The 22,482-nt window shown below is 70.9% G+C and carries 22 protein-coding genes; 19 read left to right on the forward strand and 3 right to left on the reverse strand.

Features of this window, described 5'->3' with window-relative positions:
* The 3 genes from ftsH to VFL28_17075 form a co-directional block, all read left to right on the forward strand.
* The coding region (gene ftsH, locus VFL28_17065) for an ATP-dependent zinc metalloprotease FtsH (protein ID HET7266380.1) at nt 1-1,458 on the forward strand (1,458 nt) is incomplete at its 5' end.
* 105 nt (nt 1,459-1,563) lie between these two features.
* Nucleotides 1,564-2,175 (forward strand): isochorismatase family cysteine hydrolase, encoded by a 612-nt coding sequence (locus VFL28_17070; GenBank protein HET7266381.1) that lies wholly within the window; start codon nt 1,564-1,566, stop codon nt 2,173-2,175.
* 87 nt (nt 2,176-2,262) lie between these two features.
* Nucleotides 2,263-2,688, forward strand: coding sequence for a hypothetical protein (locus VFL28_17075; GenBank protein HET7266382.1), 426 nt, complete (start codon nt 2,263-2,265; stop codon nt 2,686-2,688).
* A 26-nt stretch (nt 2,689-2,714) separates the two neighbouring features.
* Here VFL28_17075 and VFL28_17080 read toward each other — a convergent pair whose 3' ends face one another.
* Both VFL28_17080 and VFL28_17085 read right to left on the reverse strand, forming a co-directional pair.
* On the reverse strand, nt 2,715-3,500 hold the full coding sequence (locus VFL28_17080; protein HET7266383.1) for an exodeoxyribonuclease III: 786 nt from the start codon (nt 3,498-3,500) through the stop codon (nt 2,715-2,717).
* A 12-nt stretch (nt 3,501-3,512) separates the two neighbouring features.
* Nucleotides 3,513-4,247, reverse strand: coding sequence for an SIMPL domain-containing protein (locus tag VFL28_17085; GenBank protein ID HET7266384.1), 735 nt, complete (start codon nt 4,245-4,247; stop codon nt 3,513-3,515).
* A 204-nt stretch (nt 4,248-4,451) separates the two neighbouring features.
* On the opposite strand from VFL28_17085, the gene VFL28_17090 reads away from it, so the two are divergent.
* The 11 genes from VFL28_17090 (at nt 4,452) to radA (ending at nt 16,413) form a co-directional block, all read left to right on the forward strand.
* Nucleotides 4,452-4,811: an ASCH domain-containing protein gene (locus VFL28_17090; protein HET7266385.1), complete on the forward strand. Its 360-nt coding sequence runs from the start codon at nt 4,452-4,454 to the stop codon at nt 4,809-4,811.
* A 25-nt stretch (nt 4,812-4,836) separates the two neighbouring features.
* Nucleotides 4,837-5,748, forward strand: a complete 912-nt coding sequence (gene ftcD, locus VFL28_17095) for a glutamate formimidoyltransferase (GenBank protein ID HET7266386.1) — start codon at nt 4,837-4,839, stop codon at nt 5,746-5,748.
* Nucleotides 5,745-6,572, forward strand: coding sequence for a dihydropteroate synthase (folP, locus tag VFL28_17100; GenBank protein HET7266387.1), 828 nt, complete (start codon nt 5,745-5,747; stop codon nt 6,570-6,572). The genes ftcD and folP overlap by 4 nt, the downstream gene beginning before the upstream one ends.
* Nucleotides 6,569-6,940 (forward strand): dihydroneopterin aldolase, encoded by a 372-nt coding sequence (gene folB / locus VFL28_17105; protein ID HET7266388.1) that lies wholly within the window; start codon nt 6,569-6,571, stop codon nt 6,938-6,940. Before folP ends, folB begins: the two co-directional genes overlap by 4 nt.
* Nucleotides 6,941-8,200 carry a biotin--[acetyl-CoA-carboxylase] ligase gene (locus tag VFL28_17110; GenBank protein HET7266389.1) on the forward strand — a complete coding sequence of 420 codons (1,260 nt, stop codon included), beginning with the start codon at nt 6,941-6,943 and terminating at the stop codon, nt 8,198-8,200. It begins immediately after the preceding gene.
* Nucleotides 8,197-9,162: a P1 family peptidase gene (locus VFL28_17115; GenBank protein ID HET7266390.1), complete on the forward strand. Its 966-nt coding sequence runs from the start codon at nt 8,197-8,199 to the stop codon at nt 9,160-9,162. The genes VFL28_17110 and VFL28_17115 overlap by 4 nt, the downstream gene beginning before the upstream one ends.
* Nucleotides 9,163-9,228: 66 nt before the next feature.
* Nucleotides 9,229-10,200, forward strand: coding sequence for a quinate 5-dehydrogenase (locus tag VFL28_17120; protein ID HET7266391.1), 972 nt, complete (start codon nt 9,229-9,231; stop codon nt 10,198-10,200).
* A gap of 80 nt (nt 10,201-10,280) precedes the next feature.
* Nucleotides 10,281-11,354: a shikimate dehydrogenase gene (locus VFL28_17125; GenBank protein ID HET7266392.1), complete on the forward strand. Its 1,074-nt coding sequence runs from the start codon at nt 10,281-10,283 to the stop codon at nt 11,352-11,354.
* 110 nt (nt 11,355-11,464) lie between these two features.
* Nucleotides 11,465-11,938, forward strand: coding sequence for a transcription elongation factor GreA (greA, locus tag VFL28_17130; protein HET7266393.1), 474 nt, complete (start codon nt 11,465-11,467; stop codon nt 11,936-11,938).
* 476 nt (nt 11,939-12,414) lie between these two features.
* A complete protein-coding gene (locus VFL28_17135; GenBank protein ID HET7266394.1) occupies nt 12,415-14,871 on the forward strand; it encodes an ATP-dependent Clp protease ATP-binding subunit in 2,457 nt (818 codons plus the stop codon).
* A gap of 102 nt (nt 14,872-14,973) precedes the next feature.
* Nucleotides 14,974-16,413 (forward strand): DNA repair protein RadA, encoded by a 1,440-nt coding sequence (gene radA / locus VFL28_17140; GenBank protein HET7266395.1) that lies wholly within the window; start codon nt 14,974-14,976, stop codon nt 16,411-16,413.
* Nucleotides 16,414-16,517: 104 nt separating this feature from the next.
* Here the strand turns inward: radA and VFL28_17145 are convergent, their stop codons facing one another.
* A complete protein-coding gene (locus VFL28_17145) occupies nt 16,518-16,910 on the reverse strand; it encodes a DUF1573 domain-containing protein (protein HET7266396.1) in 393 nt (130 codons plus the stop codon).
* A 147-nt stretch (nt 16,911-17,057) separates the two neighbouring features.
* Here VFL28_17145 and VFL28_17150 point away from each other — a divergent pair, with 147 nt between their 5' ends.
* Genes VFL28_17150 through rlmB form a run of 5 tightly spaced genes read left to right on the forward strand, consistent with a single transcriptional unit; the run spans nt 17,058 to nt 22,290 of the window.
* The gene (locus tag VFL28_17150) at nt 17,058-18,188 is read left to right on the forward strand and encodes a hypothetical protein (GenBank protein ID HET7266397.1); all 1,131 of its coding nucleotides are present in this window, start codon (nt 17,058-17,060) and stop codon (nt 18,186-18,188) included.
* On the forward strand, nt 18,185-19,405 hold the full coding sequence (gene ispD / locus VFL28_17155) for a 2-C-methyl-D-erythritol 4-phosphate cytidylyltransferase (protein HET7266398.1): 1,221 nt from the start codon (nt 18,185-18,187) through the stop codon (nt 19,403-19,405). The genes VFL28_17150 and ispD overlap by 4 nt, the downstream gene beginning before the upstream one ends.
* Nucleotides 19,402-19,839, forward strand: a complete 438-nt coding sequence (locus VFL28_17160; GenBank protein HET7266399.1) for a hypothetical protein — start codon at nt 19,402-19,404, stop codon at nt 19,837-19,839. Before ispD ends, VFL28_17160 begins: the two co-directional genes overlap by 4 nt.
* Before the next feature lie 32 nt (nt 19,840-19,871).
* Nucleotides 19,872-21,440: a cysteine--tRNA ligase gene (gene cysS, locus VFL28_17165; GenBank protein ID HET7266400.1), complete on the forward strand. Its 1,569-nt coding sequence runs from the start codon at nt 19,872-19,874 to the stop codon at nt 21,438-21,440.
* Between the two features lie 52 nt (nt 21,441-21,492).
* The gene (gene rlmB, locus VFL28_17170) at nt 21,493-22,290 is read left to right on the forward strand and encodes a 23S rRNA (guanosine(2251)-2'-O)-methyltransferase RlmB (GenBank protein HET7266401.1); all 798 of its coding nucleotides are present in this window, start codon (nt 21,493-21,495) and stop codon (nt 22,288-22,290) included.
* The last annotated feature ends 192 nt before the right edge of the window (nt 22,291-22,482 follow it).

Raw genomic sequence — 22,482 nt, forward strand, 5'->3', positions numbered from 1 at the left:
ACCTTCGACGACGTGGCGGGGGTGGACGAGGCGAAGGAGGAGCTCGAGGAGATTATCGAGTTCCTGCGCCATCCGAAGAAGTTCCAGGCGCTCGGCGCGAAGATTCCGCGCGGCGTGCTGCTTGTCGGCCCGCCGGGCAGCGGCAAGACGCTGCTGGCGAAGGCGATCGCGGGCGAGGCGGGGGTGCCGTTCTTCTCGATCTCCGGCAGCGAGTTCGTCGAGATGTTCGTCGGGGTGGGGGCGAGCCGCGTGCGCGACCTCTTCGACCAGGCGAAGAAGTCGGCGCCGTGTCTGGTCTTCATCGACGAGATCGACGCGGTGGGCCGGCAGCGCGGGGCGGGGTTGGGGGGCGGCCACGACGAGCGCGAGCAGACCCTCAACCAGCTGCTGGTGGAGATGGACGGCTTCGACCCCAACGCCGGGATCATCGTGATCGCGGCGACGAACCGGCCGGACATTCTGGACCCGGCCTTGCTGCGGCCGGGCCGGTTCGACCGGCGGATCGTGGTGGACAATCCGGACGCGAAGGGCCGGCGGGCGATCCTGGACGTGCATGTGCGCGGCAAGCCCGTGAGCGAAGACGTGGCGCTGGACGTGCTGGCGCGGCGGACGCCGGGGTTCAGCGGGGCGGACCTCGCGAACATGGTGAACGAGGCGGCGCTCTTGGCGGCGCGGCGGGGCAAGAAGCGGATCGGCCGGTCCGAACTGGACGAGGCGATCGAGCGGGTGATCGCGGGGCCGCAGCGGAAGAGCCGGATCCTGTCGCCGAAGGAACGCGAGCTCACCGCTTACCACGAGGCGGGGCACGCGCTGCTCGGCAAGCTCTTGCCGCAGGCCAACCCGCCGCACAAGGTGACGATCCTCCCGCGCGGGATGGCGCTCGGCTACACGCTGCCGCTCCCGCAGGAGGAGAAGTACACGCTCACGCGCGGGGAGATCCTGGCCAACATCACGGCCATCCTCGGCGGCCGCGTGGCGGAGGAGATCGTGTTCGGCGAGATCACGACCGGGGCGGCGAACGACTTCGAGAAGGCGACCGATCTCGCCCGCAAGATGGTGACGGAGTTCGGCATGTCGGACAAGCTCGGCCCACTCACGCTGGGGGCCAAGCACGGGCCGGTGTTCCTTGGGCGCGACCTCGTGGAGAGCCGCAATTACTCCGAAGAGATCGCCTACGAGATCGACAAGGAAGTGCGGCGGATCATCGACGAGTGCTACAGCCGGGCCCGCACGGTGCTGACCGAGAACAAGGCGGTGCTGGAGCGGATCTCCCGGGCGCTGCTCGAGCGCGAGTCGCTCGAGAGCGACGAGCTGGACCTGCTGATCGCGGGCCAGCCGCTGCCGCCCGACATGCCGGAGACCCCGCCGCCGCTGCCGGGCGCCACACAGGAGGTCAAGTCGTTCCCGCGCGACAGCAAACCCGTCGCGCCGTCGCTGAAGCCCGAGGCGACCGGCTAGCCAGCGGGCGGCATATTCGCCTACGCGAGATCGGAAGGAGGAGCCCACGGCTCCTCCTTCCTCCGTGTAAAATGATTCCGGCCGCGGGCCGATGGCAGAGACGCCTTGACCGAGACGCCGAGGATCGAGATTCCCGAGCCCGAAGTGGAGTCGCGGGTCGACGTGGCTCCGGACACGGCCGCGCTTGTGATCGTCGACATGCAGAACGACTTCGTGGATCCGGCCGGCGCCCTCTGCGTCGCCGGCGCCGCGGCGACGGTCCCGGTTATCGCACGCCTGCGTGAGTTCGCGCGGGTGCGCGGAATGCCGGTGGTCTACACGCAGGATTGGCACAGCGACGACGACCCGGAGTTCGCCGTCTGGGGCCGGCATGCGGTCGGCGGCACGTGGGGGGCCGAGATCGTCCCCCGGCTCGCACCGGGGCCGCACGACGTCTTGGTCCGCAAGCTGCGGTACGACGCGTTCTATGATACACCGCTCGAGCATGAACTGCGGCGCAGGAAGGTCGAGACGCTGGTGATCACGGGCACCGTCAGCAACATCTGCGTCCTGCACACGGCCGGCAGCGCCGCGCTCCGGTGGTTTCACGTGATCGTCCCGGTTGACGCGATCTCCGCGCTGACCGAGTTCGATCAGCGCGCGGCCCTGCGCCAAATCGCGTTTCTCTACCGCGGCACGCTCACGCGAGGCGACGGCATTTCGGCGGGGGCGGCGTAGATGGCGGGTGGAAAGACGGTCGCGCCGCACCGGACTCCGCCGCACCGAGTTCCGCCCCGCGGCCGCCGCGGACATCGCAGGAACTGGGTGCCGGTCGCGGCCTACGTGCTGTTCGTCCTTCTCGCCGGCGGCGGACTGTTCGCCTGGGACCGGGCGTACGAGGCGCGGCAGCGCGCGCTGGTCGCGCCCGCGTCCCCGTCGCAGCTGGTCCGCAACATGATCGACAGCATCGTCGGGGCCGGGGCGGTCACCGACGTCAAGATCGACGACAAGACCGGCACTCTCGACGTCACGGTCAAGGACGTGCTGGTCAAGCCCGGGCAGCCGCTCGACGAAGAGAAGAAGAACCTCTCGACCGAGGGGTCCCTCGCGATCCAGTTCGTGCAGAGCCGCCTGCGCTACAAGACGATGACGGTGCACCTGGTGCGCGACAAGGACGGCGCGCCGCTGGCCACGGTGACCTCGAGCGGCCAGGGCGCCCCCAGGACGGAGTACGCCCCCGGCCTGAAATAGCGCGACGCCCTAGGGCCGTTTTCGGATCATTCGAAGCGGGCGACGACGGGCGCATGGTCGCTGCTTCCGACTTCCCGTTGGACGATGCAGGTGGCCGCGCGCGCCGCCAATGCGTCGCTCACGACGACATAGTCGAGCCGCCACCCGATGTTCCGCTGCCGCAGATTCCGCCAGGGCGCCCACCACGTAAACAGGCCGTCGTTGGACGGATCGACCGCACGTCCGAGGTCGACCAGGCCGCGGCTGAGAATCCGCTCGATCAGCGCGCGTTCCTCGGGCAGCTGTCCGATCGCGCCCGGCTTGCGCTCCTTCGGATGGACATCGATGTCGGCCCGCGCAACGTTCATGTCTCCGCACAGGACAAGTCGCCGCGCCGGCCGGCCCGCCCCGGCCTGGAATGAGGCGGCGTATTCGTCGAGCGCTTCCAGAAACTGCATTTTCGCCGCGAGATCTCGCCCGCCGTTGGGCACGTAGACGGACGCGACGGTGATGCCGGCGATCTCCGCGACCACGATGCGATTCTCGCGGTCGAACGCGGGATGAGTGAACACCGGCCGTTCCGGCGCGATGTCCTTGCCGACGTGAAGCGCGACGCCTGAGTAGGCTGTGTCGCCGTGCCAGTAGCACCAGTAGCCGTCCATCTCGCGCAGAGGAGGCGGCACTTGGCCGGACGCGGCCTTGAGCTCCTGCAGACACGCGACGTCGGGCCGCTCGCGCTCGATCCATTGCCGGACCTCGGCCTGACGCGCCCGGATCCCATTGACGTTCCAGGTGGCGACCTTGAGAGCCGGCGCGGCCGGCGTGTTCGACACGCTGTTTCCCCCCTAGAATGCGAAGACCGCGCGCACCTCGGCATTCACCGGCATCGTTCCCGGCAGGACGGGCGTGGCCGGCGCCGCCTGCATCACGCCCACACCGATCCGCGGGCCGACGACCGCGCCCGCCTGCTCGATGCGGATCAGCCGGAGGCCGCGAACGCCCGCCGCGGCGGCGATGGCGTTCGCGGTAGCCTGCGCATTCTGCACCGCGATCCGGATCGCCTGGGCGCGGTACGCCGTGGCGTCGCGAAGGGTCCACTCGACGCTGTCCACGCCGTTCGCGCCCGCGCCGACCCCCGCGTCGATCACCTGTCCGACGCGGCTGATATCGTCGACCGTCACGACGACGCGGTTGACCGACTGATAGCCGATGATCGGCCCGGTCCCGCCGGAGTTGGGCGCGTGCTGCGGGTACAGCGACACGGTCGAGGTCCGAACCGCGGTCTGCGGGATGCCCGCGGCGTCGATTGCGCGCACCACCTGCGCCATCGCGGCCGCGCTCTGCTGCTGGGCTTCGCGCGCGGTCGGCCGCTGGACGATGACGGAGAGCGCCACCGTCGCCCTGTCGGGCGTCGCATCCACCGAGCCGTCGCCCGTGACCACGATGGCACGCTCGCGCGCGGCGGGCGGCCCGCCCGGCATCGGGCTTGGGACCGGGGTGGTTTGGCTGTAGGCGGCTCCCGCGCCGAGGGCGAGGAGCAACACGGTCGGAACGAGCCAGCGCAAGGTCGTGGTTTGCATCGCAGCCTCCGAAGGTGAAGCCTAACGATCCCGGTTCCGGTCGAGAGGAGCGGCGGTACGATGCCGCCCCGGCGTGGTAAACGCCGAGGGCACGCGCGCAGTTCCGGCCCGACGATGCGCACGCTCCGGTCGGCAAGTTGAGGGAAGGAACCCCGGACGATGGGCAGAACAAGACGGAGTTTTACGGCTCCGACGGAGGGTCGCATGTTCGCGCTCAACTTCTACTCCCCGCTGCTCGCCGCCGCGCTGCGCGATGGGACGAAGACGCTGACGGTGCGGTTGGGAGACAAGCGGCCGAAGTATCGGGAAGGCCAAATCGTCTGGGTGACCGTGGGGCAGAAGTACGGCACGCGGCAGAGAATCTTCACCGCGGTGATCGACCGCGTCGACACGAAGCTGCTCCGCGACATCACGCCCCGCGAGATCACCAAGGACAACCCGGCGGCCCGCGAGCACAACGACCTGATCGAGTTTCTCTCGACGATCTACAGCCGGCGCGTCGGCCTCGAGGATACGGTCACCGTCATTCATTTCTCCCGGATCGCCAACGCCAGGGAGGAATAACGCGCCCACTCCGCTGATCGAATGCGTGCCCAACGTCAGCGAGGGGCGGCGGGCCGGGGTGATCGCGGCGCTGGCGGAGGCGGCGCGCACGGTGCCGGGGGCCCGTCTGCTCGACGTCTCCTCGGATCCCGATCACAATCGCACCGTGCTGACCCTCGCCGGGGCGCCCGAGGCCGTCTACGAGGCGGCGCGCCGGGTCGCGGCCGCGTCGGTCGCGGGCATCGATCTCACCCGTCATGAAGGCGCGCATCCCCGGATCGGCGCAATCGACGTGGTGCCGTTTGTGCCGCTCCTCCGCGCGTCCATAGAGGACTGTGTCGGGCTGGCGCGCCGGTTCGCGTCGTACGCGGCCGAGTCGCTGGGGCTTCCGGCGTACCTGTACGCGGCCGCGGCGCGGCGGCCGGAATTCCGCGCCCTCGCGGCGATCCGCCGGGGCGGCTTCGAAGGGTTGCGGGCGGCGATCGCCACGCCGGAGCGGCGGCCGGACCTGGGACCGGCGCGCGTGCATCCAACGGCAGGGGCGGTGGCGGTCGGCGCGCGCGGGGTGCTGATCGCCATGAACGCCGACCTGGCCGGCGCCGACGCCACGATCGCGCGGGGGATCGCCCGCGCGGTGCGGGAATCCTCAGGCGGCCTGCCTGCCGTTCAGGCGATCGGACTCTGGCTGCCCCGGCGCGGCGTCGCACAGGTCTCCATGAATCTGCTCGACTACCGCCGCACCCCGCCGCTCGCGGCCTTCGACCGCGTGTGCGAGGAGGCGCGCCGGCGCGGCGCCGACGTCGAGGCCGGAGAGCTGATCGGCTGCGCGCCGCGCGAGGCGCTGCCGCCCGATCCGGTACCGGCGCTGCGCCTCCGGGATCTGCGCGAGGGACAGGTGCTGGATGCGGCGCGGCTGGCCGCGGAACTCGACGCGACCGGCGAGGGCGGACGGCCGTGACGGCGCCGGCGCCGATCCGCTGCGGCGGCGCGGTCCTGGAATTTGGCCGGCGAACCTACCTCGTCGGCATCGTCAACATGACGCCCGATTCCTTTGCCGGCGATGGGCTAGACGGCGACGCGGGGGCCGCCGAAGCGCTGGGCGAGCGGTGGAAGGAGGAGGGCGCCGATGTCATCGATGTGGGCGGGCAATCCACCCGTCCGAGCGCGGTGCGGGTCCCGGTCGACGAGGAGTTGCGGCGCACCATCCCGGCGGTCCGGCGTCTCGTACGCCTCGGGCTCCCTGTCAGCGTTGATACCTTCTCGGCGCGCGTCGCGGGCCAGGCGCTGGACGCGGGGGCGGCGATCGTCAACGACGTGACGGCCCTTACCGGCGACCCCGCGATGGCCGCCGTCGTCGCGCGCGCCGGGGCGCCCGTCGTCCTGATGGATGGGCGCAACCGGCGCGGCGCCGCGGATCTCGTGGCGGAGACGCGCGCGTATCTCGCGGAGCGGATCGCCGCGGCCGCGGCGGCCGGCATCGACCCGTCCCGCACCGTCGTCGATCCCGGATACGGCTTCGGCGTGACGCTGGCGCAGAACATGGAGATGCTCCGCCGCCTGCGCGAACTGCGGGCGCTCAGCCGGCCGGTGCTGATCGGGACCTCGCGCAAAGGGAGCATCGGCAGGGTGTTGAGCCTCCCGGTCTGCCAGTTGATGGAGGGCACGGCCGCCACGATCGTGATCGCCATCGCCAACGGCGCGGATCTCGTGCGCGTGCACGACGTGCGGGCGATGGCGCGGGTGGCCCGCATGACCGACGCCATCGTGCGGGGGCTGCCGTGAGCGACCGCATTCTGCTCACCGGCCTCGCTTTCTACGCCCACCACGGCGTCGGCGCGGAGGAGCAGGAGCGCGGCCAGGTATTCACGGTCGACGTCGCGGTGGAGGCGGACCTGCACCGCGCGGGCCACAGCGACGACCTCGCCGATACGCTCGACTACCGCGATTTGTACGCGCGCATCCGCGGCGCCATGACGGAGACGCGGTATCGCCTGTTGGAGGCGGCGGCCGAAGCGGTCGCCCACGCGCTGCTCGAGGTCGAGCGCGTGCAGGCCGTCACGGTGTGCGTTCGCAAGCCCCACGTCCGGCTGGGCGGGCCGCTCGAGAGCGCGGCTGTCGAAGTGACACGGCGGCGCCGCGCTCCGCTTTAAATGGTCCGCGCGTTTCTCGGCCTCGGCTCGAACATTGGTGACCGCGCCGGCTCCCTGCGAGAGGCGATCCGGCGCCTCGACGGTCCCGACCTCCGCGTCGTCGCGCGGTCGGCCGTCTACGAGACGGTGCCGTGGGGGCTGACGGGGCAGGCGACCTATCTCAACCAGGTGGTGGCCGTGGAGACGGCGCTCGCGCCGCACGCGCTGTTGGACCGCTGCCGCGCCGTCGAAGCGTCGCTGGGGCGGGTGCGGGGGGAGCGGTGGGGACCGCGGACCGTGGACGTGGATATTTTATTGTGGGGCGACGCGGCGGTCCGGGAGCCGGACCTGACCGTTCCGCACCGCGATCTGGCCCACCGGGCGTTTGTGCTTGTCCCGCTGGCCGAGGCGGCTCCGGGGCTGCGGCTTCCGGACGGCACCTCTGTCGAGGCTCTGCTCGCCGCATGCCCGGACCGGGACACGGTCTGGCCGTGGGACGAGGCGGGTGACGCCGGCGTGATCGGACACGAGATCCTGTGGTACGACTCGCTGCCCTCGACCAACGACGCCGTCCGCATGCTGGCGGAACAGGGCGCCGCGGAGGGCTCGGTGATCGTGGCGGAGGCGCAGACTGCCGGCCGGGGCCGGTTGGGGCGGCCCTGGACGTCGCCGGTCGGCGGCCTGTGGATGTCGATCATGCTGCGGCCGCACCTGCCGGCGGACCGAGTCCCGCTGATCGGTCTCGCCGCCGCCGTAGCGACGGCGGTGGCGATCGAAGAGACGACCGGGCTCCGGCCACGTCTGAAGTGGCCCAACGATGTGTTGGTCGGCGGGCGGAAGGTCGCGGGACTGCTCCTGGAGGCGGGACCGCTTCGGGCGGCCGGGCAGACTCCGGCGTGGCTCGCGCTCGGCATCGGCATCAACGTCAACGTGCCGTCCGCGGCGCTGCCCGACCGGCCCCGCTACCCGGCGGCCTCGCTTGCCGCGGTGTCCGGCGGCCCTGTGGCGCGAGGTCCGCTGCTGCGCGCCGTGCTGCGGCAGTTGGACCGCGCGTACCGGGAGATCCACACGCAGGGCGACGCCGGGACCCTGAGACGGTGGCGCGCGCTGTCCGACACGCTTGGGCGGGTCGTGCGCGTGGCAACGGCGTCGACGACGGTCGACGGCGTCGCCCGCGACATCGACGGCCTGGGGGCGCTTCTGATCCGGGCGCGCGACGGCGCCGAGCATCGCATCGTCGCCGGCGACGTCACCGACGAGGTCGAGGAGGGCGTGCGGTGAACCCGGCGGCGCGCCGCGCGATCACCGACGTGCCCGGCATCGCGGTGGGCCACGCGACGGACCCCGAGCATCTGACCGGATGCACCGTCGTGCTGTGCGAGGGGGGCGCCGTCGCGGGGGTGTCCGTGCTCGGCGGCGCGCCGGGCACGCGCGAAACCGACATCCTCCGTCCCGAGACGCTCGTCGGCCGCGTGCACGCGGTGGTGCTGACGGGCGGCAGCGCGTTCGGTCTCGCCGCGGCAGACGGTGTCACGCGCGTCCTCGGCGAGCGGGGCATCGGATTCAAGACACGCGCGGCGGCCGTGCCGATCGTGCCCGCGGCGGTGATCTTCGATCTCGGGATCGGCAGCGCGACGGTCCGGCCGGACGCCGCGATGGGAGCGGAAGCCTGCCGCGCCGCGAGGACAGGTCCGGTGGAGGAAGGGAACGTCGGCGCCGGCACCGGCGCGACCGTCGGCAATCTACTGGGCGCCGAGAGTCGGATGAAGTCGGGACTCGGCACGTGGAGCATCCGCCTCGGCAGCGGTGCCGCGGTCGGCGCCATCGTCGCCACCAATGCGTTCGGCGACGTCCTCGATCCTCGAACCGGCGCCATCCTGGCGGGCGCGCGCGATCCGAAGACGGGCGGCTTTCTCGACACCGCCGTCCGTCTGATCGAGCGTCCCGGGATCAGCCCAGGGCCGTTCGAGAACACGAGCATCGGCGTGGTCGCCACCGACGCAGCCCTCACCAAGGCGGAGTGTGCGCGCCTGGCGATTGTCGCCCACACCGGCCTTGCGCGCATGATTTCGCCGTCCCACACCTCGGTTGACGGTGACACGTTCTTTGTCCTCAGCACCGGGACGGCGCAGGCCGACCGGCTCGCGCTCGAGGCCGCCGTCGGCGTGGCGGTCAGAGAAGCGATCGCGCGGTCCGTCCGGCTCGCCAAGAGCGCCGGCGGCGCGCCGGGGCTCGCCGGATAACCGGCGGCGCGCTTTTCACGTTAGGATGAGGAGGGTCGTTCGCGTGGGTCGAACGGACGAGGGCAGATGAAGCGGGTCGTGAGCGTCAGCCTCGGCAGCAGCAAGCGGGATCACCGCGTGGAGACGGTGATCCTCGACGAGCCGTTTGTGATCGAACGGATCGGCACGGATGGCGACATGGCGCGCTTTGCGGCGCTGGTGCGCGAGCTCGACGGGCAGGTGGACGCGATCGGCATGGGCGGGATCGACCTCGACCTGCGCGCGGGCAACCGAAGGTACCGGATCCGCGACGCGGCGCGCCTCATTCGGGACATCCGGCGTACCCCCGTCGTGGACGGCGGCGGCATCAAGGCGTCGTGGGAGAAGCATCTCATTCTCGAGTACCTTCCGCAAACGGCGGGCATCTCGTTCGCGGGACGGCGTGTGCTCCTGGTGAGCAGCGTGGACCGCTACGGGATGGCCGAGGCCTTCACGCAGGCCGGCGCCGTCACGCTCTTCGGTGACTTCTACTTTGCGCTCGGCGTCCCGATTCCAATGCGGCGGCTGGTTACCGTGCGGATCCTGGCCGCCTGTCTCCTGCCCGTGATCACGCGGCTGCCGTTCCAGTGGCTGTACCCGACGGGGGAGAAGCAGGAGCGGGTCACGCCCAAGTATCCGAAGCTCTTCGAGTGGGCGGAGGTCGTCGCGGGGGACTTCCACTTTATCCGGCGCTACATGCCCGAGAACCTCTCCGGCAAAACGATCCTGACGCAGACGATCACCGTCGAAGACCGCGACCAGCTCACACGCCGGGGTGCTCGGCGCCTGATTACCGCGGCGCCGGAAATGGCGGGACGGTCGTTCGCCACCAACGTGCTCGAGGGGATCGTGGTCGCGCTCGCGGGCCGGCGGACGGACACCATGACGCCGCAGGAGATCATCGGCTGGCTGCAGCGCGCGGGCGTGCGCCCGCGGGTGGAGACGCTGACGCCCGATCCCCCTTCGGGGACCGGCCGGCGCGATGCGCCGGCCGCGTCCGGCGCGGGAGCCGCGTCGTGAGCGGCGCGCGGGGCCCGGGCGCGTTCAAGGCGGACGCGCCGGCGGCGGGGGCGGGCGGCCCCGGCCGGTTCGCGTTCGTCATCCACCCGCTGTACGTGCAGCAGTACGCGCAGAAGTTCCCGTTCACGCGGTTCCTCCCGCCGCGGCTCGTCGAGCGGGCCTTTCGCGCGGTGCCGCCGTTCGAGGCGTCCCGCATCACGGGGATCGAATCGCCGGCGGGCGCCCGCGCCGAGGGCTGGTTCATCGCGCTGCCCTGGACGCCGCGCGTCGTGCTTGAGGCGCCGGTGGATCTCCTCTACCGGCGGCTAATCCAGGCCGGCCGGATCGCCGAACGGCTCGGCGCCGGCATCCTCGGCCTCGGCGCGTTTACGAAGATCGTGGGCGACCGCGGCGTGACCGTCGCGCGTGAACTCGCGATCGGCGTTACCACTGGCAACAGCCTGACGGCCGCGACGGCGGTCGAAGGGGCGCTCGCCGCCGCGTCGCGGATGGACATCGACCCCGCGCGCGCCCGCGTGGCGGTGCTCGGCGCCACGGGGTCGATCGGCGCGGTGTGCTGCCGGCTGCTGGCGCCCCGGGTGGCGGGGCTCGTTCTGTGCGCCCGGAACTCGGGGAAGCTGGAGGTCCTCGCCGCACGGCTCCGCGGGGAGGGCTCCGCCGACGTCGCCATCACCCCGGACGTGCGAGAGGCCGTCGGCGCCGCCGACATCGTGCTCACGGTCACCTCGGCCACGGACGTGCTGGTCGAGCCCGAGGACCTGCGCCCCGGCGCCGTGGTCTGCGACGTGGCCCGCCCGCGGAACGTGTCGCGCCTCGTGTACGAGCGGCGGCACGACGTGCTCGTCATCGACGGCGGTGTGATCGAGGTGCCGGGGCCCGTCGACTTCGGCCTGGACTTCGGCTTTCCGCGCGGGACGTGCGAGGCGTGCATGGCGGAGACGATGCTGCTCGCGCTCGAGCACCGTTACGAGGACTACACGCTCGGGGGCGATCTCGATCTCGACCGCGTCCGGGAGATCCACGCGCTGATGCACCGGCACGGCTTCCGGCTGTCCGGGCTGCGGCGCTTCGAGCGCCGCATCGCCGACGAGGAAGTCGACGCGATCCGGCGCGCGGCGAAGAGCGCGGCGCCGCGGTCGCCCGCCCGACTTTGACATTGCCGGAGGTCTTGGGTATACTCATGCGCGAGGTCGAGACTGAGGGACCATCCCTCGGTCTCCTGTTATTGTCGGCAGAATGCGATCAAGCGGGTGAGCTGAGCCGCATGGATGAGAAGGAAACGATCCTAACGCCCGAAGGTCTGCGCAAGCTGGAAGAGGAGCTCGAATTCCTCAAAACCGTCAAGCGCAAGGAAGTCGCCGAGCGGATCAAGCAGGCGAAAGAGTTCGGAGACCTCTCGGAAAACTCCGAGTACGAGGACGCAAAGAACGACCAGGCCTTCACCGAGGGTCGCATCCTGACCCTCGAAGGCATGTTGCGGAATGCCAAGGTGATCAACAATCACGACGTCCGCTCGGACGTTGTCTCTATCGGCAGCACGCTCAAGCTCCAGGACGAGTCCGGCGAGGAGTGGACGTTTACCATCGTCGGCTCGCCCGAGGCCGATCCGGCACACGACAAGATCAGCAACGAGTCGCCGGTCGGACGTGCCCTGCTCGGCAAACGAAAGGGCGAGACCGTGACCGTCCAGGCGCCCGCCGGACAGGTCAAGTACACGATCAAAGGCATCAGGCGCTAGGCCGGCCCCCGGGCTTTCCCCAGTCCCGGCCGTCCCGCCCGGGCCCGCCGTTGCGGGCCGCCCCCGTGACAATTCTCCTCCCCGTGGTCCGACCACAGGTGTCTGCGCTTCGAGACAGCGGGGAAAAACGTCAAAGCAGGGCAGATGTGCGCGACGCCTCGGCGGCGCAGACACGAACAAGCGGCAGGAGTCGGAAGCCAGGCGAAGAAGCAGGAGCGAAAGCAGCGGCTCTCCGGATCGTGATCGTCTTCTAATGTCAGGAATCTTCCGGGGATTCGCAGCGTACCAGTTGACGAGGGGATACGGGAGGGGGGAGAACCTTCCCAGACTCTGCCGGCCTGCCGGGGTTCAGCGGGACCCGAGCCCCTGGTGAGAACAGCGGAACCACAGGGATCGTAATAGCGAGAGAACAACGATGCACACGACGCAGCACGCGGCGCACGTGAGGGTTAGGCAGAGAGGGGGTCAACCGCAGGATGTTTGAACGGTTTACGGAGCGCGCACGCCGCGTCATCATCCTGGCGCAGGAAGAGGCCAAGCGGCTCAATCACAGCGCGGTTGGCACCGAGCACATCCTCCTCGGCATCATCCGCGAGGGCGAAGGCGTAGCCAGCAAGGTTCTCGAGTCGCTCAACATCAACCCCGAGCGCGTCCGCGCCGAGATCGAGAGCGCGATCGGCCGCGGCGAGCGCACGCCGTACGAGGAAGTCGCGTTTACCCCGCGGGCCAAGAAGGTCCTCGAGCTGGCGTTGGACGAGGCGCGCCGGCTCGGCCACAACTACATCGGTACGGAGCACCTGCTCCTCGGGTTGATCCGTGAGGGCGAAGGCGTCGCCGCGCGCGTGCTCGAGGCGATGGGGGCCGACCTCGAGCGGGTCCGCTCCCAGGTCGTGTACCTGCTCGGCGAGGAAGGGACTGCCTCCTACACCAAGCAGGCCAGCAAGACCCCGACCCTCGACGAATTCGGCCGCGATCTCACCAAACTCGCGCGCGAGAACAAGCTCGACCCGGTGATCGGTCGGGAGCGCGAGATCGAGCGCGTGATTCAGGTTCTCTCGCGGCGGACCAAGAACAACCCGGCGCTCATCGGCGAGCCGGGCGTCGGCAAGACGGCCATCACCGAGGGCTTGGCCCAGCGGATCGTGCGCGGGGACGTGCCGGAGGTGCTGCGGACCAAGCGCGTCGTGCAGCTCGACCTCGCCGCCCTCGTCGCGGGCACCAAGTACCGCGGCGAGTTCGAAGAGCGGATGAAAAAGGTCATGGAAGAGATCCGCAAGGCGCAGGGCGAGGTCATCCTCTTCGTCGACGAGCTCCACACCCTCGTCGGCGCCGGCGCGGCCGAAGGCGCGATCGACGCCAGCAACATTCTCAAGCCGTCGCTGTCGCGGGGCGAGCTGCAGTGCATCGGCGCGACGACCCTCGACGAGTATCGCAAGTACGTCGAGCGCGACGCCGCCCTCGAGCGGCGGTTCGCGCCGATCCTCGTCGCCGAGCCGAACGTGGAGCAGACGGTCGAGATTTTGCGGGGCCTCAGGGAGCGGTACGAGGCCCACCACGGCGTCAAGATTGGGGACGACGCCCTGGTCGCGGCGGCGCAACTCGCGGACAAGTACATCTCCGACCGGTTCCTGCCGGACAAGGCGATCGATCTGATGGACGAGGCGGCGAGCAAGATCCGCCTGCAGGCCAGCTTCCTGCCGCAAGAAGTGCGGCAGGCGATGGAAAAGGCCGACCGGGCGCGCCGCGAAAAGGAAGAGGCGATCAAGAACCAGGACTTCGAGAAAGCCGCGGGCCTGCGTGACAAGGAAAAGGTGCTCCGGCAAAAACTCGAAGAGCTGGAGAGCTCGTGGAAGACCGACAAAGGCCGGGACATCACGACGGTGACGGCCGACGACATCGCCGACATCGTGTCGAGCTGGACCGGCATCCCGGTGACCCGCCTCGTCGAAGAGGAGACGGAAAAGCTCCTCAAGATGGAGGACCAGATCCACAAGCGGATCGTGGGCCAGGAGGAGGCGGTTACCGCGGTCTCACGGGCGGTGCGGCGGGCCCGCGCCGGGCTGAAGGACGCCCGGCGCCCCATCGGATCGTTCATCTTCCTCGGCCCGACGGGCGTCGGCAAGACCGAGCTGACGCTCGCGCTCGCGGAGTTTCTCTTCGGGGACGAGAACGCGGTCGTGCGGATCGACATGTCCGAGTACACCGAGCGGCACACGGTGTCCCGGCTCGTCGGCGCGCCTCCGGGCTACGTCGGGTACGAAGAGGGCGGCCAGCTCACCGAGCAGGTGCGCCGCAGGCCGTACTCGGTCGTGCTGCTCGACGAGATCGAGAAGGCGCATCCCGAGATCTTCAACGTCCTGCTGCAGATCCTGGAGGACGGGCGCCTGACCGACGCTCAGGGCCGCACGGTCGACTTCAAGAACTGCGTCGTTATCATGACGAGCAACGTCGGGGCGCCGCAGATTCAGCGCGAAGGCCAGGGCCTCGGCTTCCGCGGCACGGCGGACGTCGAGCTCGACCAGCAGCGCCAGTACGATAAGATGAAGGCGCACGTGATGGAGGAGCTGCGGCGCACGTTCCGGCCCGAGTTCCTCAATCGCGTGGACGAGATCATCGTGTTCCGGCCGCTGTCCCGCGAGCAGATCGCGGCGATCGTGGACATCCTGATGGACCGCGTCCGGCGGGAAATCCGGGGTCAGGGCATGGGGCTCACGATCACGCCGATGGCGCGCGAGGTGCTCGCCAAAGAAGGCTTCGACCCCCAGTACGGGGCGCGGCCGCTGCGGCGCGCGATCCAGCGGCTCGTGGAAGACCCGCTCTCGGACGCCATGCTGCGCGGGCGGTTCAGCACCGGCGACGAGATCATCATCGACGCGCATGACAACGAGCTCGTCTTCGAGAAGAAGCGCGAGCCCGTGACGCAGACTTCGTAGGAGCCGGCGGCCGGTCCCGGCGACGGCTGCGGAGCGGTGGAACGCGACGGCCCGGGCTCGGTGCCCGGGCCGTCGCGTAGTCTCTCGAAGGGGCGGCTTCGAATGCCGAAGGCCACACGTTTAGGCGGCGCTGAGCCGCGGACCGTATTCGTCTGCCAGGAGTGCGGCTACGAGTCGAGCAAGTGGTTGGGCCGTTGTCCCGGCTGCGGCGCCTGGAACAGTCTTGTGGAAGAACGCGTCGGGCCGCCGGCCGCCGGCCGGCGGCCCGTGCGCGAGCCGGGCGCGGCTGAGGGCGGACGCGGCGCCGGGGCGGTGGAGGCGGTGCCCATCGCGGACGTGGCGCTCGACGAGGCGGTGCGCCGGGGGACCGGACTGCCGGAGGTCGATCGGGTGCTGGGCGGCGGCGTCGTCCCCGGCTCGCTCATCCTGGTCGGCGGGGATCCCGGCGTCGGCAAGTCCACGCTCGCCCTCGCCGCCGCGCATCACATGGCCCGCGCGTCGGGCGCGGCGGGGGACCGGCGTCCCGTCCTCTACGTTTCCGGTGAGGAGTCTGTCCGCCAGACGAAGATGCGCGCCTCGCGCCTCGGCGTGGACGCGCCCAACCTGCTCGTCCTCGCAGAGACCGATCTCGATCAGATCGTCTCCCAGATCGACAGGGTCCGGCCGTCGCTCGTGGTCGTCGACTCGATTCAGACCGTGTACCGCGCGGACGTCACGGCCGCGCCCGGCAGCGTGGCGCAGATCCGTGAGTGCACAGGCGACCTGCTCCGCGTCGCGAAGACCGACGGCGGGCCCGCCGTGCTGGTCATCGGCCACGTGACGAAGGAGGGCGCGATCGCGGGCCCCCGCGTCCTCGAACATATGGTGGATACCGTGCTGTATTTCGAAGGCGAGCGGCACCACGCATACCGGGTGCTGCGGGCGACGAAGAACCGCTTCGGCTCGACGAACGAGATCGGCGTCTTTGCGATGAGCGGGCGCGGCCTCACCGAGGTGGCCGACCCGTCCGCGCTGTTCCTGGCGGAGCGGCCGGAGGGTGCGTCGGGATCGGCGGTCGTTTGCGCGGTGGAGGGCACGCGGCCGCTGCTCCTCGAGGTGCAGGCCCTCGTGACGCGCACGCCGTTCGGCATGCCGCGGCGTACGGCCGCGGGCATCGACTACAACCGGCTGCTGCTGCTCCTCGCCGTGCTGGAGAAGCGCACGGGGCTGCACCTGTCGGCTCACGACGTCTACGTGAGCGTCGCCGGCGGCGTGAGCGTCGACGAGCCGGCCGCGGACCTCGGTGTCGCGCTCGCCGTGGCAAGCAGCCACCGAGACCGTCCGGTGGACGCGGCCGCGGTCGCCGTCGGGGAGGTCGGTCTCGGCGGCGAGGTGCGCGCGGTGAGCCAGATCGACCGCCGCATCGCGGAAGCCGCGAAGCTCGGTTTCCGGCGAGTCGTCGCTCCCCGCGCGAACCTTCCCGGTCTGGACGAGACGCCGGCCGGTCTGGAGATCACCGGCGTCGACGACGTCGCGGGGGCCCTCGAGCGCCTCGTCACGTAGCGCGGCCGCCGTCTGCGAGCCCACAAGAACGGCGAGCCCGGCGGCAGCGCCGCCGGGCTCGCCGTCGTTGTTTCGCCGCCGGGGGCGGCGACGTCAACGGGCCGTCACTTCAGGTTGAAGATGCCGAGGGTCTTGATGCGGCTGTGCTCCTTCTTGCGGATCGCCTCGAGGTCGAGGTCGAGCAGGTTGCACAGCGCCGCGATATAGAATAGCTCCGACCCGATTTCGCTCTCCACGGCCTCCGTGCAGCGCTCGCACAGCCGGCCGTCGAGGTGGCTCTGCACGTACCGGCGGATTTCGGAGAGTCCGACATCGGCCGGGAACTGCTGCTTGCTCGCCGCGACGGAGATGCAGCCGCAGGTCGTCACGGCCTTGGCGATCGCGCGGTTGACACGAGCGGCGGATTCCTGGAGCTTCGTCAGCACATCAAGAACGCTTCGGTGGCGCACCAGATACTCGTCGACCTGCGCCTGAAACGACGGGCTCGCTTCTTTCATGAACGGCGCACCCCCCAAGGGCTGGAACGCAGGTGTCATTATAGGCGGGGCGTTGCGCGAGTGTCAAGAAATTGCGGCGCCGGAATCCCTCGCGTCCGCATGCCCGCGGGACGGCTCGCGCCGCGAACATGCTATGATGTGGTCGAGATGCGCCGGCTGATTCGCGGTGTCGGTCTTGTGCTGGGCGCTGTGATCGGGTATCAGATCGCCGATGCCGTCCGCTTCGAGCTGGTGCGCGGGGGCGGGGAGGCGGCGCGCCTCGGCACGCTGGCCGCCGGGATTGCGCTCGGGGCGCTCCTTGGCGCGGCCGTGTCGCGTCCGGCCGCGGGGTGGTTCGTCTCGTCGATGGGCTGGGCGTTGCGCCGGCTGGGCGAAGTGCCGCTGCGCGACGTCGTGTCGGGCGCGGTCGGGCTACTCGCGGGGCTCTTCGCGGCGTTTCTCGTCAGCATTCCGCTGCAGCGCGTGCCGATCATCGGTGCGTACATCATTCCGATCGCGGCCGTGCTCGGGTTCGGCTACCTCGGCCTGCATCTCGGCATTCAGCGCCGCGGGGACGCGCTCGCGGCGTTCACCCGGTTGGCGGAGTGGATCGGCCGGGAGCGCCAGAGTCTGCGGCCGCGGCCCGGGGCGCATGAGCCCGGCGCGCGGCGGCGGCCGGCCGGCGGATGGCCGAAGCTCCTCGACACGAGCGCGATCATCGACGGGCGCATCGCCGACATCTGCCGCACGGGGTTCCTCGAAGGGCCGCTGCTCGTGCCGCGCGGCGTGCTTGTCGAGCTGCAGCACATCGCCGATTCCGGCGACGCGCTGCGCCGCAACCGCGGGCGCCGCGGGCTCGACGTGCTCGATACGCTGCAGCGCGAGCTGCGCGTGCTGCAGATCTACGACGACGTGCCCGGATTCGGCGAAGCCGTCGATGCGCAGCTCGTCCGCCTCGCCGGTTCGCTCAGCGCGGTGATCGTCACGACGGACTACAACCTGAACCGGGTTGCCGGCCTCCAGGACATCCGCGTGCTCAACGTGAACGAGCTCGCAAACGCGATCAAGCCGGTGATGCTGCCCGGCGAGGACCTGACCGTGCACCTGATCAAGGACGGCAAGGAAGCGGGGCAAGGCGTCGGCTACCTCGAGGACGGCACGATGATCGTCGTCGAGGGGGGTAAGAAGCACATCGGCCAAACCCTGCCCACCGTTGTCACGAGCGTGCTGCAGACCGTCGCGGGGCGCATGATCTTCGCGCGGCCCAAGGTCTTCGAGCGGGACGGCGCGCCGCGGTGAACCCGTTTTCGGTAGACGGCGCCGCAGCCGTGGCCGCGGCGGTAGTGCCCGCGGCCGGCCGGGGAGAGCGGTTTGGCGGGGGCGGACCGAAGGCCCTCGTTCCGCTGCGCGGGCGTCCGCTGGTCGAGTACGCGCTCGCGGCGCTGGAAGCCGCGTCGACGATTGAGACCATCGTCGTGGCGGCGCCGCCCGACGCCCTCGAGCCGGTGGCCGCCGCCGCCCGCCGCGCGGCGGGCCGGAAGCTCGCCGGCGTGGTGCCGGGAGGATCGGACAGACAGGCGTCGGTGGCCCTCGCGCTGGAGGCGCTCCCGGCCGGTCCCTCGATCGTGGTGGTTCACGACGGGGCGCGCCCGCTCGTTCCGGTTCGGCTGATCGACGCGGTGGCGGCCGCGGCCGCCCGGGACGGCGCGGCCGCGGCCGCCGTGCCGGTCGACGAAACGATGCGGCGCGGCGACGAGACGTGGCTGCGGGCGACGGTGGATCGCGCCGGGCTCTTCCGGATGCAGACGCCGCAGGCCTTCGAACGGACGCTGCTCGAGACCGCCCACCGCGACGCGGAGTGCGCGGGCTTCCGCGGCACCGACGACGCGGCGCTGGTCGAGCGGTTGGGACGGCCGGTGCGGCTCGTGCCGGGCGCGCCGACCAACCTGAAGGTGACGGTGCCGGACGATCTGGCCCTCGCGGAGGCGTTGCTGCGGCGGGACGAACCCGCACCGGCCGTCCCGCGGATCGGCCTCGGCTTCGACGCCCACCGCTTCGTGCCGGGCCGGGCGCTCGTCCTGGGCGGCGTGACTATTCCCTCGCCGCGGGGCCTCGACGGACACTCGGATGCCGACGTCGTCGTCCACGCGGTCATGGACGCGCTGCTCGGCGCGGCCGGCCGGGGCGATATCGGTACCCTCTTTCCGCCGACCGATCCGGCGTACCGCGGGGCCGACAGCATGCGGCTTCTCGGCCGCGTCCGGGAGCTGCTCGCCGAGCACGGCTGGCGGGCCGGGCACGTGGACGTGGTGGTGATGGCCGAGGCGCCGCGTCTTGCGCCTCACGCCGACGCGATGCGCCGGGGCTTGGCGGCGGCGCTCGGCACGGACCCGTCACGGATCAGCATCAAGGCCACGACGCTCGAGGGGATGGGCGCAATCGGTCGCGAGGAGGGCATCGCGGCGCAGGCGGTCGCGAGCCTCGAGCCCGTTGCTCCGCGGTCCGTGACGCCATGAAGCGCGGCGCGCGCCGGCCGTCGCCGCCGAAGGGACGCGAGGGTCCCGGCCGTTGGATCGACGGCCGCTATGTCCGGCCGCGGCGCAACCTGCTGCCGATCCTGATCGAGGAGTCCGTCTGCGAAGAGCCGGTGACGGTCGAACCGACGCTCGGCAAGCCCGCGTCGAGGCCGGCGGGCTTCTGGCGGGGTTCGGAGTTTCACCGGGTGGTCCGGTTGTTCGGCCGTCGCTTCGAGCGCGACGCGATGCACATCCGGGTGCTGGGCGGGCGCGGTCACGTCTACGAGCTGCGCCGGACGCTCGAAATGGATTCGTGGACCCTGCGAAGCCGCTGGCGCTGGGACCTCGTGGCAACGATCCGCCTCGTCTCCGTGCGGCGGCTGCCATCCGACCCGCGCCAGTGGATCTGGCCGACGGGAGCCGGAGCCAGTTGAGCTCGCCCGCGCAGACGGCCGGAGCCCCGGGCATGAGGAGCGCCTCCGCGCTCAAGGTGTACAGTACCCTCACGCGGCGCAAGGAGCCGTTGGAGACCGTGCACCCGGGCGAGGTCCGGATGTACGTCTGCGGCCCGAACGTGTACGGTCCTTCGCATGTCGGACACGCGATGTCGTACGTGGTGTTCGACGTGATGCGCCGCTACCTCGCGTACCGCGGCTACCGGGTCCGCTACATCCAGAACTTCACGGATATCGAGGACCGGATTATCGAAACCGCGGCGGTCGAGGGCACCACGACCGAAACACTCGCCGAGCGGTACATCGCACGGTTCCTCGCCGAAATGGACGCTCTCGGGGTGCAGCACGCCGACGGATATCCGCGCGCGACGCAGGTCATCCCCAAGATGATCGAGATCATCCGGGTCCTCGCGTCCCGCGGCCTGGCCTATGCCGCGGGCGGCGATGTGTTCTTCCGGGTCACGGCCTTTCCGGGGTACGGCAAGCTCTCGAGGCGCTCGCTCGACGAGATGATGGCCGGAGCCCGCGTCGACGTGGACGCCCGCAAAGAACATCCGATGGACTTCGTGTTGTGGAAGGCTGCGAAGCCGGGCGAGCCCGCGTGGGACAGCCCGTGGGGCCGCGGCCGTCCCGGCTGGCATATCGAATGCACCGCGATGTCGATGGAATACCTCGGGCCCCAACTCGATATCCACGGCGGAGGCCAGGACCTCGTGTTCCCTCACCACGAGAACGAGATCGCGCAGTCCGAGGGTTACACGGGCTTGCCGTTCGTCCGTTACTGGACGCACCACGGCTTGCTGCGTCTCACGGGCGGGCCGGAGAAGATGACGCGGCACCTCGGCGGAATCATCACGATTCACGAAGCGCTGGACCGCTACCACGCGGACACGCTCCGGGTGTTTATTCTATCGTCGCACTACCGCAGCCCGCTCACCTGGACAGACGAGGCGCTGGCCGCCGCGGCCGCGGGCGCGGAGCGGCTGCGCACGGCCCGCGAGAACGCGGAGGATCTGCTCGCGGCGGACGCCGCGGCGGGTCCGGATGCGCCCGAGGTGACGGCGGTGCTCGGCGCGCTGGCGGAGGCGGGTCCCGCGGCGCGGATGGCCTTCGAGACCGCGATGGACGACGATTTCGGCACGCCCGCGGCGCTGGCGGCGCTCTTCGATCTCGCCACGGCGATCAACCGGGTCACGGATGCGGCCGTGCGGCGGCGTGCGCGTCTGTCCTCCGACGCCGCCCGTACGGTGCGGGAGACGCTCGGCACGCTGCGGGAGCTGTCGGGGCTGCTCGGGCTGCGGCTCGTCACCGCCCTCACCCCGGCGCAGACCGCCGCGCTGGCGGAGCTCGCGCGGCGCCTGTCCGAGGAATATCCGGATCTGTTCAAGCCGGAGGAGCGCCCCGACGCCGGAGCGCCGGCGGAGGCCGGTTCCGCCTTGGTCGCCTACATCGCGCGCGGGAGAGTCGAAGCGCGCCGGCGGAAGGACTGGACCACCGCCGACCGCGTGCGCAGCGAGCTCTCGCCGCTCGGCGTCCTGCTCGAGGATACCCCCAGCGGCTTCAAGTGGCGCGTCCGATAACGCCGGCGGACCGCCTTCTGCGAACGGCGCGCCGGCCGCGCGCCGCGCACCGATGAGATCAAAGCCCGGCGCGCCCTCGGGGCGACGCGCGCCGGCGGCAGGGCCCGACTCCGGCGGGCAGCCGGCGCTCGTCGGACGCCACGCGGTGCTCGAAGCTCTTCGCGCCGGGCGCCCGGTCTCGCGCGTCTTGGTGTCGCGGACGGCGCACGGGGCGGGGCCGCTGAAGGAGATCCTCGAGACCGCCCGCCGCCGCGGTGTGCCCGTGCAGACCGTCGATCCGCGGCGCCTCGACGTTCTCGCGGAGGGCCTGCCGCACCAGGGGGTCGCCGCGACAGCGGCGGTCCAGCCGCTCGTCGATCTCGACGACGTGCTGGAGGTCGCCCGGCGCCGCGGTCAGCGGCCGTTTCTCATCGTTCTCGACGGGATCGAAGACCCGCACAATCTCGGCGCGGTGATCCGCACCGCCGACGCGGCGGGCGCGCACGGCGTGGTGATCCCGAGGCGGCGCGCCGCGGGGCTTACACCGGCGGTGGCGCGGGCCTCGGCGGGCGCGACGGCGCATCTCGCGGTCGCCGGAGTCGGCAACCTCGCGGCCGCGCTCGAGGAGCTGAAGCGGGCGGGCGTCTGGGTCGTCGGCGCGGATCCCGAAGCGCCCGAGCGGTACGACGGCGGCGCGCTCGGGCCGCCGATCGCGCTCGTCGTCGGCGCCGAGGGGCGCGGCCTGCACCGACTCGTGCGCGAGCGGTGCGACCGGCTCGTCCACATCCCGCTGCGCGGACAGGTGCGCTCGCTCAACGTCTCGGTCGCGGCCGCGCTGCTCCTGTACGAGGCGGCGCGGCGAGCCGGATGAGAGTAGTTGCTCGTCCCGCGCCGCGTGGACCTCGATCAAGAAAAAGCGCCGCTGCGCGATTCGCATATTGACTCCGCATCTTCCAGTTGTATAATGTTCGTAACTTGCGGCAGCCAGAAGCGAGGCCCAGGGGGGACCAGGCCGGCCGGCCGACACAATCGGACATCCGGTGCCCCAGTCATCCACGCGACA

It is taken from the genome of bacterium (assembly GCA_035691305.1).
In the GTDB taxonomy this organism is placed as follows: Bacteria; Sysuimicrobiota; Sysuimicrobiia; order Sysuimicrobiales; family Segetimicrobiaceae; genus DASSJF01.

Coding starts and splice junctions, on each gene's coding strand:
- VFL28_17110 (HET7266389.1), top strand. CDS start 6,941: ATGGTCCGCGCGTTTCTCGGCCTCGGCTCGAACATTGGTGACCGCGCC.
- VFL28_17160 (HET7266399.1), top strand. CDS start 19,402: ATGAAGCGCGGCGCGCGCCGGCCGTCGCCGCCGAAGGGACGCGAGGGT.
- VFL28_17120 (HET7266391.1), top strand. CDS start 9,229: ATGAAGCGGGTCGTGAGCGTCAGCCTCGGCAGCAGCAAGCGGGATCAC.
- radA (HET7266395.1), top strand. CDS start 14,974: ATGCCGAAGGCCACACGTTTAGGCGGCGCTGAGCCGCGGACCGTATTC.
- rlmB (HET7266401.1), top strand. CDS start 21,493: ATGAGATCAAAGCCCGGCGCGCCCTCGGGGCGACGCGCGCCGGCGGCA.
- VFL28_17085 (HET7266384.1), bottom strand. CDS start 4,247: ATGCAAACCACGACCTTGCGCTGGCTCGTTCCGACCGTGTTGCTCCTC.
- VFL28_17150 (HET7266397.1), top strand. CDS start 17,058: ATGCGCCGGCTGATTCGCGGTGTCGGTCTTGTGCTGGGCGCTGTGATC.
- VFL28_17135 (HET7266394.1), top strand. CDS start 12,415: ATGTTTGAACGGTTTACGGAGCGCGCACGCCGCGTCATCATCCTGGCG.
- VFL28_17145 (HET7266396.1), bottom strand. CDS start 16,910: ATGAAAGAAGCGAGCCCGTCGTTTCAGGCGCAGGTCGACGAGTATCTG.
- greA (HET7266393.1), top strand. CDS start 11,465: ATGGATGAGAAGGAAACGATCCTAACGCCCGAAGGTCTGCGCAAGCTG.
- VFL28_17090 (HET7266385.1), top strand. CDS start 4,452: ATGTTCGCGCTCAACTTCTACTCCCCGCTGCTCGCCGCCGCGCTGCGC.
- cysS (HET7266400.1), top strand. CDS start 19,872: ATGAGGAGCGCCTCCGCGCTCAAGGTGTACAGTACCCTCACGCGGCGC.